We start from the raw sequence: 16260 nt of genomic DNA, 5'->3' as shown, positions 1-16260 counted from the left end.
AGTTTTATCCTTCAAGGTTCTGTATCTCCACTTCTTTGACTTTCCGGAATAGGTCGGATGCAAATATGAAACTGTTCAACCGCTCGTTGGTGGAAGTGAAGATGTCGTCTTTATTGCCTTCCCATTCTTTGTGTCCTTCGTAAATATAGATAATTTTTTCTCCGATGCCCATTACAGAGTTCATGTCATGAGTGTTGATGAGAGTAGTCATATTGTATTCCCGGGTTATATCTTGTATCAGTTCGTCGATGACAAGCGAGGTCTTGGGGTCAAGTCCTGAATTAGGTTCGTCACAGAACAAGTATTGCGGATTTAGGGCAATGGCACGGGCAATGGCTACGCGCTTCTGCATACCGCCGCTGATTTCTCCGGGAAATTTGTCTTTGGCTTCAATCAGGTTTACACGTTCCAGGCAGAACATGGCACGACGAGTCCGGTCGCGCAGGGTATCGTTGCTGAACATGTTCAGTGGAAACATTACATTGTCCAGTACCGTCATGGAATCAAACAGCGCGGCACTTTGGAAAATCATTCCCATTTCCCGGCGGAGCGCTTTCTTTTCCTTCTTTCCCATGGCGAGGAAGTTGCGGTGGTCATACAACAGTTCTCCTTTGTCTGGTGTCAGCAGACCCACGATACATTTCATGAGTACGGTTTTTCCCGAACCGCTCTGCCCTATAATCAGGTTGGTCTTTCCATTCTCGAAAGTGGCATTGATATCTTTCAGTACCTCTTTTTCTTCAAATGATTTGCAAAGTCCTTTCAGTTCAATCATCCCATTAAAAGTTGAGTTAATATTAGGTCGGCGAATAAGATAAGTACGCTGCTGCATACTACGGAGTCGGTGGACGCCTTACCCACTTCGATGGAACCGCCTTCGACGGTGTAACCGAAGAATGCCGATACACTGGCAATGATAAAGGCAAAGAACAGCGACTTGATGATGCCGCACCAAATAAACCATTCGACAAACATGTACTGCAAGCCGTATTCTAAATCTACTGCCGACATGATGCCGCCGAACCAGCAAGTACAGAAGGCACCTATGATACCAGCGAATATACTGAACGTCACCATCAGTGGAATGGTTGTCACCATAGCAGCAATTTTCGGTAGGATAAGGTAGTTTGCAGAATTGACACCCATAATTTCAAGGGCGTCTATCTGCTGGGTGACCCGCATGGTGCCCAGCTCCGAGGCGATGTTTGATCCGACCTTTCCTGCCAGAATCAGACACATGATGGAGGAAGAGAATTCCAGCAGCATGATTTCACGGGTTACATATCCCACTGTCCAACGGGGCATGAAGGGACTCTCAATGTTCAACTTTATCTGTATGGTGATTACAGCTCCGATGAAGAAGGATATCAGCAATACGATGCCGATAGAGTTCACGCCGAGCTGTTCCAACTCGTTGACATATTGGCGGAAAAACATACGCATACGTTCGGGACGGGCAAATACGCGCCCCATTAGTATGATATATTGTCCCACTGTCTTAAGTGCTTTAAACATAACATATAAGTATTTGAATGCAAATGTACACTATTTCGGCTTATTTTTGCTACATTTGCGGCGAAAACCTTTAGAGTATGGAAGAAGAAAAAGGCATAAAGGACAATGTAGAGGAAGTTAAGGAAAATCTGCAGGTCGGACTAGGCTTGACTGCCGGGGCAGAGCCACGGGAGGAAGGTAGCATGGTGCTGCGTACAGAGGATTTGGTGAAAAAGTACGGAAAGCGTACGGTAGTGAGCCATGTGTCTATTGATGTGAAGCAAGGGGAGATTGTTGGTTTGTTGGGACCGAATGGCGCCGGTAAGACAACTTCGTTTTATATGACCGTAGGGCTGATAACTCCCAATGAGGGACGTATCTTCTTGAATGATTTGGATATAACGAAATATCCGGTATACAAGCGTGCACAGACGGGTATCGGTTATCTGGCGCAGGAGGCTTCCGTATTCCGTCAAATGAGTGTGGAAGACAATATTGCATCTGTACTGGAAATGACCGACAAGCCTTTGGAGTATCAGAAAGACAAGCTGGAGAGCCTGATTGCAGAGTTCCGCTTGCAGAAGGTAAGGAAGAACAAGGGTAACCAGTTGTCAGGTGGCGAGCGGCGCCGTACAGAAATTGCCCGTTGTCTGGCCATTGACCCCAAATTTATTATGTTGGACGAGCCTTTTGCCGGTGTAGACCCGATTGCAGTGGAGGATATTCAGCAGATTGTGTGGAAGTTGAAGGATAGGAATATCGGCATTTTGATTACTGACCACAATGTGCAGGAGACGCTGAGTATTACCGATCGTGCTTATCTGTTGTTTGAAGGAAAGATTCTGTTCCAGGGTACGCCCGAAGAGCTGGCCGAGAATAAGATTGTGCGTGAAAAGTATCTGAGTAACAGTTTCGTGCTTCGTCGCAAGGATTTTATGAAGTGATCCGAATACTGCCATTGATAGAAATAAAAAAAGACCACTCATTCAGTGGTCTTTTTCATTTCTCCTTAAATCTCTATGATTAATATTTTGGAGGTCTTGCTTCTTTCACTACCATCTGGCGGCCGAAGAATTCAGCACCGTCTAGTTCGGCAATAGCTTTAGCTGCAGCAGCGTCATCTTCCATTTCTACAAAAGCGATGCCTCTGAAACGTCCGGTGGTGCGGTCATTGATAAATTTTACAGAAGATACTGTGCCGTAATCTTCCATTGCCTTCTGCAGGTCATTCTCCTTAACGCGGTAGTTAAGGTTTCCAACATAAATGTTCATAATGAAAATGATAAAATAAATATAATGAATAAAACTCTCTTGGAAGGAAGGCTGAATAATAAATGGATTACAACGACAGAGAGTTTACAAAAGCGTTCTTGAAAACGGAAGTAAAAACCATGTAATGGAAATCGAAAAACTAATGCGCCATCATTCCGCGACAAAGAAACGCATAAAATTCGGATAAACAATGTTTTTCTTTAATTATTTTTGTGGATTGTCGTGTCTTCGGGCAACTCTCGTTTCTCCTCATAGAAACCGGACGATTCGGTTTATCATCGTCTTTTCCTCGAGTATCTTTCCAGTAAACTTCCTCTGTTGTCAGCCCGATTGTTGGGCTCTTCTACCGCTCTATCCAAGAATTAAACTGAAATAAATCGGCAATGTTCTTTTGATAATTGAAAGAATAACGCTAATTTTGCACGCTCATTTGAGATATGGAACAAAGTATAAATCAAATAAATAATTGTCAGAATGAACGTTTCATTACAAAACATTGACAAAGTAAGCGCACTGCTTACTGTAAAGCTTGAGAAAGCAGATTATCAGGAAAAAGTAGACAAATCGTTGAAGAGCTTCCGTCAGAAGGCACAGATTCCCGGTTTCCGTAAGGGAATGGTTCCTATGAGCCTGGTTAAGAAAATGTATGGTAAGTCTGCATTGGCCGAAGAGGTGAACAAACTGCTTTCAGAAACAGTATATAAGTATATCCAGGACAATAAGGTAAATATATTGGGCGAGCCTTTGCCCAACGAAGACAAGCAGCAGGAAATAGATTTCGATACTATGGAAGAGTTCGAATTCCTGTTTGATATTGCTTTGGCTCCGGAATTTAAAGCAGAAGTCAGTGCAAAAGATAAGGTAGATTACTATACTATTGAGGTTACAGACGAGATGGTGGATAACCAGGTCAAGGCTTATACTCAACGTAACGGCAAGTATGACAAGGTAGACGTTTACGAGGACAATGACATGCTGAAAGGTTTGCTTGCTGAACTGGATGAAGAAGGTAATATCAAAGAGGGTGGCATTCAGGTGGAAGGCGCTGTAATGATGCCTTCGTACATGAAGAATGATGAACAGAAAGCTATTTTTGCTGGTGCAAAAGTGAATGATGTGCTTGTATTCAACCCGAATACTGCTTGGGACGGAAATGTTGCCGAATTGTCTTCTTTATTGAAGATTGACAAGGAAGCTGCTCCCGAAGTGAAATCCAATTTCAGCTTCCAGGTAGAAGAAATCACACGCTTCGTTCCGGGTGACTTGACTCAGGAAATTTTCGATCAGGTATTTGGCGAAGGCAATGTGAAAACGGAAGAGGAATTCCGTGCCAAAGTGAAGGAAGTTATTGCTAACCAGTTCGTGGCAGACAGTGACTATAAGTTCTTGATTGACGCACGTAAGATGCTGACTGAGAAAGTAGGCAAGTTGGAATTCCCGGATGCATTACTGAAGCGCATTATGCGTCTGAACAATCCTGACAAGGAAGAAAGCTTTGTAGAGGACAACTATGACAAGAGCATCGAAGAGCTGACTTGGCACCTGATTAAAGAACAGCTGGTGAAAGCCAATGATATCAAGGTTGAGCAGGAAGATATCACAAACATGGCTAAGGAAGCTACTCGCGCACAGTTTGCACAATATGGTATGATGAGTGTACCTGAAGAAATCCTGGAGAATTACTCAAAGGAAATGCTTAAGAAGAAAGAGAGTGTAGAAGGCTTGGTTAATCGTGTGGTTGAATCTAAATTGGCTACAGCATTGAAGTCTCAGGTGGAACTGGAGCACAAGAATGTTTCTGCTGAAGAGTTCAATAAGATGTTTGCGTAAGAGCAATGTGAGCCTACGGCTAAAATTTATAAAGAAACACAGAGTTTGACAAACTATAACTCTGTGTTTTTTTGTGTCTCTGTGTTCTTTTTTGTTTCTTTGTATCCTTATAAATTAAAAAAATAGAAAGAAATGGATGATTTTAGAAAATACGCTACCAAGCATCTTGGTATGAACAGTTTGGTACTGGACGATGTGATTAAATCACAAGCCAGCTATTTAAATCCCTATATCCTCGAGGAACGCCAGCTCAATGTAACACAGTTGGACGTGTTTTCCCGTCTGATGATGGACCGCATCATCTTCCTCGGTACGCAGGTTGATGACTATACGGCCAATACTTTGCAGGCTCAGTTGCTTTATCTGGATTCGGTGGATCCGGGCAAGGATATTTCCATCTATATCAATTCGCCGGGCGGTTCAGTATATGCCGGTCTGGGTATTTATGATACCATGCAGTTCATCAGCAGTGATGTGGCTACTATCTGTACAGGTATGGCTGCAAGTATGGCAGCCGTACTGCTGGTTGCCGGTGCTGAAGGCAAACGCTCCGCATTGACCCACTCCCGGGTGATGATACACCAGCCGATGGGAGGTGCCCAGGGGCAGGCTTCGGATATTGAAATCACGGCACGTGAGATCCAAAAGCTGAAGAAAGAACTTTATACTATTATCGCTGACCACTCCCACACTCCCTTTGACAAGGTATGGGCGGATTCTGACCGTGACTACTGGATGACAGCCCAGGAAGCCAAAGAATATGGTATGGTAGATGAGGTTTTGATTAAAAAATAATATGGCAGATTCAAGAAAAAATAAAAATAGATGTAGCTTTTGCGGCCGCACAGAAGATGAAGTCGGATTTCTCATAACGGGGATGAATGGCTATATCTGCGACAGTTGCGCCACCCAGGCTTATGAAATTACTCAAGAGGCTTTGGGGGCTGGCAAGAAGGCAAGTGCCACGAAGCTGAATCTGAAAGAACTTCCTAAACCCGTAGAAATAAAGAAGTTCCTCGACCAATATGTCATTGGTCAGGACGATGCCAAGCGTTTCTTGTCTGTGTCGGTGTATAACCATTACAAACGCCTGCTCCAGAAGGACGGCGGTGATGATGTGGAGATTGAAAAATCGAACATCATCATGGTAGGCAGTACTGGTACGGGAAAGACGTTATTGGCGCGTACTATCGCCAAGTTGCTGCGTGTTCCTTTTACTATTGTAGATGCAACAGTTCTGACAGAGGCAGGTTATGTAGGCGAGGACATTGAAAGCATTTTGACGCGTCTGCTCCAGGTGGCGGATTATAACGTACCCGAGGCAGAGCAAGGCATTGTGTTTATTGATGAGATAGACAAAATAGCACGCAAGGGTGATAATCCTTCCATAACGCGTGATGTGAGTGGTGAAGGCGTGCAGCAGGGATTGCTGAAATTGCTGGAAGGTTCTGTGGTGAATGTTCCTCCCCAGGGTGGGCGCAAACATCCCGACCAGAAAATGATTCCGGTCAATACCAAGAATATTCTGTTCATTTGCGGTGGGGCTTTTGATGGCATTGAAAAGAAGATTGCCCAGCGGCTGAATACACATGTTGTCGGGTATAGTGCTGTACGCAATACGGCAACCATTGATAAGAGCAACATGATGCAGTACATTGCTCCGCAGGATTTGAAGTCGTTCGGACTGATTCCCGAGATTATCGGCCGCCTTCCGGTGCTGACTTATCTGAATCCGTTAGACCGTGCGGCATTGCGCTCCATTCTTACGGAACCGAAGAATTCCATCATCAAGCAATACATCAAACTGTTTGAGATGGACAATGTGAAGCTGACTTTTGAAGATGCTGTATTTGAATATATCGTGGATAAAGCAGTAGAATATAAGTTGGGGGCCCGCGGCTTGCGTTCCATTGTGGAGACAATTATGATGGATGCCATGTTCGAAATTCCGTCAGAACAGAAGGGGCATTTTGTTGTGACGTTGGACTACGCCAAGCGCCAGCTTGAAAAGGCAAATATGGCACGACTGCAAAGTGCTTAAGAATCAGATGGTAATACGGGGTAAAACCGACTATTTTGCTTTTTATTGAAAAATATTCGATGGATTATGCTTGAAATTTAAGAAGTTGTTTATAACTTTGTTAGGGTGCTTTGTGAAAACATGGCGGAGTACCACTATTAAAAGTTAACTCAATAAACAACAACCTAATGAATCATGGCAGGGAAGAAGATTAATTTGACAGACCAGCTGAAGAAATACTTCGGGTTCGATACATTTAAAGGAAATCAGGAAGCAATCATAGAGAATCTGTTGGCGGGTAATGATACATTCGTGTTGATGCCTACCGGTGGTGGAAAATCTTTGTGCTACCAACTGCCGTCCTTGTTGATGGAGGGCACGGGTATCGTGATTTCTCCTCTGATTGCCTTGATGAAGAATCAGGTCGATGCGATGCGTAACTTCAGCGAAGAGGATGGGATAGCCCACTTCATCAATTCTTCCCTAAACAAGAGTGCGATAGACCAGGTTCGGTCTGACATACTCAGTGGTAAGACAAAGCTGTTGTATGTGGCTCCGGAATCACTGACGAAGGAAGAGAATGTGGAGTTTCTGAAAACGGTGAAGATTTCGTTCTATGCCGTGGACGAAGCCCATTGTATCTCTGAATGGGGCCATGACTTCCGTCCTGAGTATCGCCGTATCCGTCCCATTATCAATGAAATAGGAAAAGCCCCTCTGATAGCGTTGACTGCGACGGCCACACCGAAAGTGCAACATGACATCCAGAAGAATCTGGGTATGGTGGATGCGCAGGTGTTCAAGTCATCGTTCAACCGCCCGAATCTTTATTATGAGGTACGTCCCAAGACTGCAAATGTAGACCGGGACATCATCAAGTTCATTAAGAACAATCCCGAAAAGTCAGGCATTATCTATTGCCTGAGTCGGAAGAAAGTGGAGGAACTTGCTGAAATCCTGCAGGCAAACGGAATCAATGCCCGTGCCTATCATGCTGGAATGGATTCGGCTACACGAACACAGAACCAGGATGATTTCCTGATGGAAAAAATTGATGTGATTGTAGCTACCATTGCTTTTGGTATGGGGATTGACAAACCGGATGTGCGCTATGTCATCCATTATGATATACCCAAAAGTCTGGAAGGATATTATCAGGAGACCGGACGTGCCGGAAGAGATGGAGGAGAAGGGCAGTGTATTACTTTCTATACCAATAAAGACTTGCAGAAGCTCGAGAAGTTTATGCAAGGCAAACCTGTAGCAGAGCAGGAAATTGGCAAGCAGCTTCTGCTGGAGACTGCTGCGTATGCCGAATCTTCCGTATGCCGCCGAAAGGCGTTGCTTCATTACTTCGGCGAAGAATATATGGAAGAAAATTGTGGTAATTGTGACAACTGTTTAAATCCGAAAAAACAAGTGGAAGCTCAAGAATTATTGTGTACCGTGATTGAAGCTGTTCTCGCGGTGAAAGAAAATTTTAAAGCGGACTATATTATAGACATAATACAAGGTAAGGAAACTTCAGAAGTGCAGGCGCATCTGCACGAAGATCTCGAAGTATTCGGCTCTGGCATGGGCGAAGAAGACAAAACGTGGAATGCTGTGATCCGTCAGGCGCTTATTGCCGGCTATCTGAGTAAGGATGTCGAAAACTATGGCTTGCTGAAAGTGACGGATGACGGTAGGAAGTTCCTTAAACATCCTAAATCATTCAAGATAGTGGAAGACAATGACTTTGAGGATGTGGAAGAAGAAGCACCTGCACGTGGAGGCGGTGCGTGTGCGGTAGACCCGGCATTGTACTCCATGTTGAAGGACTTACGAAAGAAGTTGTCCAAGAAGTTGGAAGTGCCTCCTTATGTTATTTTCCAGGATCCGTCTTTGGAAGCAATGGCGACCATATATCCGGTGACTTTGGACGAGTTGCAGAACATACCGGGTGTAGGAGCCGGAAAGGCAAAACGCTACGGCGAGGAATTCTGCAAACTCATTAAGCGTCACTGTGAAGAGAATGAGATTGAACGTCCTGAGGACTTGCGTGTGCGTACTGTAGCTAATAAGTCAAAAATGAAGGTGGCCATCATTCAGGCTATTGACCGTAAGGTGGCGTTGGATGACATTGCCATGTCAAAGGGTATTGAGTTTGAAGAGTTACTGGATGAGATAGAAGCTATCGTTTACTCCGGAACGAAATTGAATATTGACTATTTCTTGGAGGATATTATGGATGAAGACCACTTGCTGGATATCTATGATTATTTCAAGGAATCTACCACTGATAAGATTGACGATGCTCTGGATGAATTGGGTGATGACTTTACGGAAGAAGAGGTACGTTTGGTACGCATCAAGTTTATTTCAGAGATGGCAAATTGATTGGCTTTAGTTGATAAAAAAGAAAAAAATGTTGCGTGCAAGTATACGGAATGGAATAAAAACCGTATATTTGCACGCAATAAATTTTAAACGCATAGCCCTATGTCATTTATTGCTGATAAGATTGTAATGGATGGATTAACTTATGACGACGTACTGTTAATCCCCGCTTATTCTGAAGTCTTGCCCAAAACTGTCGAACTCTCGACTAAGTTTTCACGAAACATTGAGTTAAAAATCCCGTTTGTAACTGCTGCCATGGATACGGTTACCGAAGCGAAGATGGCTATTGCCATTGCCCGTGAAGGTGGTATCGGAGTTATTCATAAGAATATGTCCATTGAGGAGCAGGCACGTCAGGTAGCTATTGTGAAGCGTGCCGAAAACGGTATGATTTATGACCCGGTAACTATCAAGAGAGGTTCTACGGTGGCTGATGCGCTGGCTTTGATGGCTGAATACAAGATTGGTGGTATTCCGGTGGTAGATGATGAAAGATATTTGGTAGGTATTGTTACCAATCGTGACCTTCGTTTTGAGAAAGATATGAATAAGCGTATCGACGAGGTGATGACCAAGGAGAACATCATTACTACCAATCCTACGACGGATATGGAGGCTGTTTCTCAAATTCTGCAAGAACATAGAATCGAGAAGTTGCCGGTAGTGGATAAAGACAACAAATTGGTAGGTCTGATTACCTATAAGGATATTACCAAGGCAAAGGATAAACCTATGGCGTGCAAGGATAGCAAAGGTCGTCTGCGCGTTGCTGCCGGAGTGGGAGTGACGAATGACACTTTGGAGCGCATGCGGGCTTTGGTGGATGCAGGGGCGGATGCCATTGTCATTGATACGGCTCACGGACATTCTAAAGGGGTTATTGAAAAATTGAAAGAGGCCAAAGAACATTTCCCTCATATTGACATTGTTGTTGGTAATATTGCTACCGGTGAAGCTGCGAAGGCATTGGTCGAGGCTGGTGCTGATGGAGTAAAGGTGGGCATCGGTCCGGGTTCCATCTGCACTACCCGTGTAGTTGCCGGTGTGGGTGTTCCTCAGTTGTCTGCGGTTTATGATGTGGCAAAGGCACTGAAGGGCACGGGTATTCCTTTGATTGCCGATGGCGGTTTGCGTTACTCGGGCGACGTAGTGAAGGCGTTGGCTGCCGGTGGTTACAGCGTGATGATCGGTTCGCTGGTTGCCGGAACGGAAGAGTCTCCGGGCGATACGATTATTTTCAACGGTCGTAAGTTCAAGTCCTATCGGGGTATGGGGTCGCTGGAAGCTATGGAAAATGGTTCCAAGGACCGCTACTTCCAAAGCGGTACCAATGACGTGAAGAAATTGGTTCCGGAGGGCATTGCTGCCCGCGTTCCTTATAAAGGTACTTTGTATGAAGTGATTTATCAGTTGGTTGGCGGTCTGCGTGCCGGTATGGGCTATTGCGGTGCAGCCAATATAGAGAAACTGCACGATGCCAAGTTTACCCGCATTACTAATGCAGGTGTACTGGAAAGTCATCCGCACGATGTGTCTATAACCAGTGAGGCACCGAACTATAGCCGTCCTGAGTAAGATAATAACAAAATAATAGTGAATGCCCGGAGAGAGATTGCCGCTTTCCGGGCATTTTGTTTATATTTGCAGCCGTATAAAAAGAACGGATGGTGCTTATGGTTAGATTGTTTTGGGTGTTTTTCTTCCTCGGGTTCGGATTGGCTGTTTCGGCCCAGGACGATCCGGTACTGATGCGTATCAATGGAAAGGAGGTCCTCCGTTCTGAATTCGAACGTAGCTATAATAAGGGCGGTACCTCTGTCGGTGCAGGCCGGAAGGCATTGGATGCATATGTGAATAAGTTTATAGACTTCAGGCTGAAAATAGAGGCTGCCGAAGTTGTGGGATTGGATACTTCCCGTGTCTTCCAGAAGGAGCAGGATGAGTATCGCCGCTGTCTGATTAAATCATACTTGACAGATGAGGAGACGGCAGAGCAGGAGGCACGGCAGTATTATGACAAGATGAAATCCGGCCGGCGTGCGGGCCGGGTATATGTGAAGCATATTTTTAAATATCTCCCCCAGAATATTTCCGGTCATACCTTGCGTGAGATGGAGTCCAGGATGGATTCTATCTACAGGGCTCTTGCAAAGGAAGGGGGAGCTGTGCCGTCTTTCGATGCTTGCGTCGAGCAATTTTCCGATGAGAAGAAAGCGTTTTGGGTGGGTTGGCTGCAGATGCCGGTGGAGTTTGAGGATATTGTATTCGGGTTGAATGCCGGAGAGATTTCCCGTCCGTTCCTCACTCCTCAAGGCATTCATATCGTGAAAGTACTCGAACAGCAGGAAATCCTTCCTTTTGAGAGGATGAAGGACAAGATAATCCGTTGTCAAACCCGTCGTCATGGAATGGATAAAGGAACGCGGGCTTTTGTGGATAAACTGAAGAAAGAATATCACTATATGCCGGATAAAGCCGGTATCGACGAACTGCTGGCCAAAGGAAGCACTTCCCGTGTATTGTTTACACTGGATGGCAAGGCATACGGTGGAAAAGAGTTTGCCGGATTTGCCGCTGTTTATCCGGCAGGGACGCGCAGACAGTTGGAGGCTTTTACAGTAAAAACGATTCTGGACTATGAAAACTCCCGTCTGGAATTGAAGCATCCCGAATTCTGTGCGTTGGTGCAGGGGTATCGTGACAGCATGTTGCTTGCCGAAATCACTGACCGTGAAGTGGGAAAGAGGAGTGTGGTGGATGAAGCGGGATTGAAAGCATATTTTGAGGCGCACCGTTCGGACTTCCATTGGGACGAACCGCGTTATAAGGGTATTGTGCTGCATTGTACTACCAAGCGGGTGGCGAAGCAAGTACGGAAATTTCTGAAACAGATTCCGGAAGAGGAGTGGATGGATGCCATCCGTCTCACTTTCAATGCCGGCGATACTCCCAAGGTGCGGGCAGAGCAAGGATTATTTGCTCCCGGTGATAATGCATATGTGGATGAATTGGTGTTCAAAGGGAAGAATGCAACCCCGGTTTTGTCATTTCCCTTTACTGCTGTACAAGGTCGTAAGCAGAAGGGACCAGATAGTTGGCAAGAGGTGCGAGAGCCGCTCGTAACCGCTTATCGGAACTATTTGGAAACGCATTGGGTGGCAAAGTTGCGTGCTGCCGGTAAGGTTGAAATTGACCAAGAGGTTTTAAAAACCGTTAATAATCACTGATGCAACCGATTAAAACACTATCTTCGTACCTCAAAACGAAGTAAATATCAGTTGGTGATGCGAACAACCTGCTTTGGGCTTTTAATTTTCCTTCTCTGTGCGGCGTGCAGCGAGCAGCACGACCATAAAGGGCGGACACCGTTAGTGGAGTTGGACGGCAATTTCCTTTACCGGGAAGATTTGCAATCGGTACTTCCTGCCGGTTTGTCCAAAGACGACAGTCTGTTGTTTGCAGAACATTATATCCGTAATTGGGTGGAAGATATTTTGCTGTACGATAAAGCGCAGAGCAATATTCCCAATAACGGTGAGATTGATAAACTTGTGGAGAATTATCGCAAAGCATTGATAATGCATACCTATCAGCAGGCTTTAATACATCAGCGGCTATCAGAGGAGATTTCAGAACAAGACTTGACGGAGTATTACGAGAAGAACCAGGCGCTCTTCAAGGTGGAACGTCCGTTGATGAAAGGCTTGTTCATCAAAGTTCCTTTGACAGCCCCGCAGCTGGGTAATGTTCGTCGCTGGTACAAGACGGAAACCCGTGAGGCGGTGGAACATCTGGAAAAGTACAGTCTGCAGAATGCTGTGAAGTATGAGTATTTTTATGATAAATGGGTGCCGGTATCGGAAGTGCTGGATATGCTGCCCTTGAAGGTTCCTGATGTGGACGAGTATCTGGACAAGAATCGCCATGTAGAGCTGAAGGATACGGCTTTCCATTATTTCCTGAATGTGAGCGATTATCGCCCGATGGGAGAGCAGGAACCCTATGAGTTTGCCCGTGGGCAAGTGAAGGATATGCTGCTGAACGTGAAGCAGGTGGAATTCATGAAGCAAGTGAAGGATGATTTGTACCAACGGGCGGTGAAAAGAGACAAGATTAAATATTATTTAGAATAAGACACCAAGAATGAAACAGTGTATGAACTTTAAGTTTGTAATTTTATTTGCCTTGACGCTATTAGTCGGTTCTACCGTTTATGGACAAGACAACGTGATTGACGAGGTAGTGTGGGTAGTAGGTGACGAGGCTATACTGAAGTCCGAAGTGGAAGAGGCACGTATGAGTGCATTGTATGAAGGACGCAAATTTGACCGTGACCCTTATTGCGTGATACCGGAGGAGATAGCCGTGCAGAAGCTGTATCTTCACCAGGCTGCCCTCGATAGTATCGAAGTATCCGAGAGTGAGGTTATCCAGCGTGTGGACTATATGACGAACATGTACATCGCCAACATCGGTTCGCGCGAGAAAATGGAGGAATACTTCAACAAGACTTCCAGCCAGATTCGTGAAACGCTGCGCGAGAATGCCCGTGAAGGATTGAAGGTTCAGAAGATGCAGCAGAAACTGGTGGGTGAGATTAAGATAACTCCGGCTGAGGTGCGCCGTTACTTCAAGGATTTGCCGCAGGACAGCATTCCTTATATCCCTACCCAGGTGGAGGTGCAGATTATCACTCAGCAGCCCAAGGTTCCTTTGGAGGAAATAGAAGATGTAAAGAGGCGTCTGCGTGAGTATACCGACCGTGTCAATAAGGGCGAAAGCTTTTCCATGTTGGCTCGTCTGTACTCCGAGGACCGTGGCTCGGCCATGCGTGGCGGTGAAATAGAGTTTTCGGGACGCGGTATGCTGGACCCCGCTTATGCCAATGTAGCTTTCAACTTGCAAGACCCCAGCAAGGTTTCCAAGATTGTAGAGTCTGAATATGGTTTCCATATCATTCAGTTGATAGAGAAGCGCGGTGACCGTATTAAAACACGCCACATTCTGTTGAAACCGCATATTCCGGAAGAAGCTCTGGCTGCCGGTTGTGCCCGTTTGGATTCTATTGCCGATGATATCCGCAATAACAAGTTCTCTTTTGAAGAGGCTGCCTCAGTGCTTTCGCAGGATAAGGATACGCGTAACAATCATGGTTTGTTGCCGAATCCCAATACGAACACTTCCCGTTTTGAGATGCAGGAACTTCCCCCTGAAATAGCCAAGGTGGTGGATAAGATGAAAGTGGGCGAAATCTCCGAAGCCTTCACCATGATTCCGCAAAAGACCGGAAAAGAAGAGTGTGTGATTGTGAAACTGAAGAGCCGTACGACGGGACACAAGGCTACCATTGCCGATGACTATCAGAACTTGAAAGAGATTGTGTTGGAGAAACGCCGCGACGAAGTGCTGGACAAGTGGATTCGTGAGAAGCAGAAGCACACATATGTCCGTATCAAGGATAATTGGAAGAATAACTGTACGTTCAAGTATCCGGGCTGGATTAAAGAATAATCCGGAAGAATTTACATAGATTTGTATGCAAAAGAAGAATACAAAAAATCATTTCCTGAACAAGCATAGATACCTCCTGGTAGGTATTCTATGCTTGTTTGGTATCTGTCTGCTGAGTGCGCAGGACAAGAAGAAGAGTACTGGTGCACCAGAGAAGAAGAAAGTGGACTCGATTGAACAGAAAAAGACGGAGACGCCGGAAAAGAAGAAGACGCGCGTCGATTTGTTGTACGCAGATGAGGCGCAGGCGGACAAACAGTTGCGTCCTGATGTGCAGGTACTCATCGGCTCGGTGAGGATGAAGCATGACAGTATGTACATGTTCTGTGACAGTGCGCTGATATTCGAAAAGATAAATTCTGTGGAGGCATTCGGCAATGTGCGTATGGAGCAGGGCGACACCTTGTTTATCTATGGAGACTATCTGTATTATGACGGCATGTCGCAGCTGGCCATGCTGCGTGAGAATGTACGTATGATAAATCGTAATACGGTGCTGACAACCGACAGTTTGAACTATGACCGTCTGTACGATTTGGGCTATTACTTCGAAGGCGGTACGCTGACCGACGAGGATAATGTGCTGACTTCCGAATGGGGAGAATATAGCCCTGCCACCAAGTTGGCTGTCTTCAACCACGACGTGAAGCTGGTCAACCCGAAGTTTGTTTTGACTTCGGATACCTTGAAGTATAGTACAGCTACTAAGATTGCCACAATTTTAGGACCCTCCGACATTGTGAGTGACCAAAATCATATTTATTCCGAACGTGGCGTGTACAATACGACTACTGAGCAGGCAGAACTGCTCGACCGTTCCGTACTGACTAACGAAGGCAAGAAACTGACCGGTGACAGCCTTTTCTACGACCGCATCTTGGGATACGGCGAGGCTTTTGACAATGTACAGATGAATGATACGGTCAACCGGAACATGTTGACTGGCGACTATTGTTTCTACAACGAACTGACCGGAAGCGCCGTTGCCACCAAACGTGCCGTAGCTATCGACTATTCGCAGGGCGACAGTCTGTTTATGCACGGTGATACTTTGCGGCTGATTACCTACCATATGAATACCGATTCCATGTACCGGGAGATGCGTGCCTATCATAAGGTGCGTGCTTATCGCACGGATGTGCAGGCCGTATGCGATTCGTTGGTGTATAATTCCAAGGACTCTTGCATGACGATGTACACCGACCCTATCTTGTGGCACGGGGAACAACAGTTGTTGGGCGAGGAAATTAAAATTTACATGAACGATAGTACCATCGACTGGGCACATATCATCAATCAGGCCCTGACGGTAGAGAAAAAGGACAGTATTCACTATAACCAAGTTTCCGGTAAGGAGATGAAAGCTTTCTTCATAGATGGAGACATGCGTCTGGTGGAGGTAAACGGCAATGTACTGGTGGTGTATTATCCGGTAGAGGAGAAGGACAGTTCGCTGATTATGATGAACTATTCGGAAGGTGGACTTTTGAAAATGTACTTGAAGGAGAGAAGAATGGAGCGCGGAGTCTTTGTTGGAAAGACTACCGGTACAGCCTATCCTTTGGACCAGATTCCACCAGATAAGAGCAGGCTGCCTTCTTTTGTTTGGTTCGACTACATCCGTCCGCTCAACAAGGAGGACATCTTCGAGTGGAGGGCTAAAAAAGCAGGTGAAGTATTGAAGAAAAGTGACCGGAAACCTGTAACTTCGCCAAGGAATATGCATATTAAACGAAATAATAAGTAGCGTC

The 16260-nt window shown here is 45.5% G+C and carries 13 protein-coding genes; 10 read left to right on the top strand and 3 right to left on the bottom strand.

Annotated features, from left to right (window positions below; all coding sequences use genetic code 11):
* Positions 1-4 precede the first annotated feature (4 nt).
* On the bottom strand, positions 5-775 hold the full coding sequence (locus tag EYA81_RS05655) for an ABC transporter ATP-binding protein (protein ID WP_005829539.1): 771 nt from the start codon (positions 773-775) through the stop codon (positions 5-7).
* A complete protein-coding gene (locus EYA81_RS05650; RefSeq protein WP_117600766.1) occupies positions 772-1515 on the bottom strand; it encodes an ABC transporter permease in 744 nt (247 codons plus the stop codon). The genes EYA81_RS05655 and EYA81_RS05650 overlap by 4 nt, the downstream gene beginning before the upstream one ends.
* A 182-nt stretch (positions 1516-1697) precedes the next feature.
* Here EYA81_RS05650 and lptB point away from each other — a divergent pair, with 182 nt between their 5' ends.
* Entirely contained in the window at positions 1698-2438 is a 741-nt protein-coding gene (gene lptB, locus EYA81_RS05645; protein WP_034523256.1) for an LPS export ABC transporter ATP-binding protein, read from the top strand.
* Positions 2439-2517: 79 nt separating this feature from the next.
* Here the strand turns inward: lptB and EYA81_RS05640 are convergent, their stop codons facing one another.
* Positions 2518-2766 (bottom strand): RNA-binding protein, encoded by a 249-nt coding sequence (locus EYA81_RS05640; RefSeq protein ID WP_117600767.1) that lies wholly within the window; start codon positions 2764-2766, stop codon positions 2518-2520.
* 474 nt (positions 2767-3240) lie between these two features.
* On the opposite strand from EYA81_RS05640, the gene tig reads away from it, so the two are divergent.
* From tig to EYA81_RS05590, 9 genes are all read left to right on the top strand, one after another.
* Positions 3241-4596: a trigger factor gene (gene tig / locus EYA81_RS05630; protein ID WP_131225464.1), complete on the top strand. Its 1356-nt coding sequence runs from the start codon at positions 3241-3243 to the stop codon at positions 4594-4596.
* 132 nt (positions 4597-4728) lie between these two features.
* A complete protein-coding gene (gene clpP, locus EYA81_RS05625) occupies positions 4729-5391 on the top strand; it encodes an ATP-dependent Clp endopeptidase proteolytic subunit ClpP (RefSeq protein ID WP_117600769.1) in 663 nt (220 codons plus the stop codon).
* Position 5392: 1 nt separating this feature from the next.
* Entirely contained in the window at positions 5393-6637 is a 1245-nt protein-coding gene (gene clpX, locus EYA81_RS05620) for an ATP-dependent Clp protease ATP-binding subunit ClpX (RefSeq protein ID WP_117600770.1), read from the top strand.
* 174 nt (positions 6638-6811) lie between these two features.
* A complete protein-coding gene (recQ, locus tag EYA81_RS05615) occupies positions 6812-8995 on the top strand; it encodes a DNA helicase RecQ (protein WP_117600771.1) in 2184 nt (727 codons plus the stop codon).
* 102 nt (positions 8996-9097) lie between these two features.
* On the top strand, positions 9098-10573 hold the full coding sequence (guaB, locus tag EYA81_RS05610) for an IMP dehydrogenase (protein WP_131225463.1): 1476 nt from the start codon (positions 9098-9100) through the stop codon (positions 10571-10573).
* Between the two features lie 89 nt (positions 10574-10662).
* Positions 10663-12225, top strand: a complete 1563-nt coding sequence (locus tag EYA81_RS05605; RefSeq protein ID WP_022401783.1) for a peptidylprolyl isomerase — start codon at positions 10663-10665, stop codon at positions 12223-12225.
* A gap of 57 nt (positions 12226-12282) precedes the next feature.
* Positions 12283-13131: a peptidylprolyl isomerase gene (locus EYA81_RS05600; protein ID WP_022401784.1), complete on the top strand. Its 849-nt coding sequence runs from the start codon at positions 12283-12285 to the stop codon at positions 13129-13131.
* A 10-nt stretch (positions 13132-13141) separates the two neighbouring features.
* Positions 13142-14509: a peptidylprolyl isomerase gene (locus tag EYA81_RS05595; RefSeq protein WP_005829568.1), complete on the top strand. Its 1368-nt coding sequence runs from the start codon at positions 13142-13144 to the stop codon at positions 14507-14509.
* A 25-nt stretch (positions 14510-14534) separates the two neighbouring features.
* Entirely contained in the window at positions 14535-16256 is a 1722-nt protein-coding gene (locus EYA81_RS05590; protein ID WP_022401785.1) for an OstA-like protein, read from the top strand.
* The last annotated feature ends 4 nt before the right edge of the window (positions 16257-16260 follow it).

Source organism: Bacteroides sp. A1C1, from assembly GCF_004328515.1.
Taxonomy (GTDB): domain Bacteria; phylum Bacteroidota; class Bacteroidia; order Bacteroidales; family Bacteroidaceae; genus Bacteroides; species Bacteroides uniformis.
Note: the sequence above shows the minus strand (reverse complement) of the source record. Positions and strands in the feature narration are given on the sequence as shown.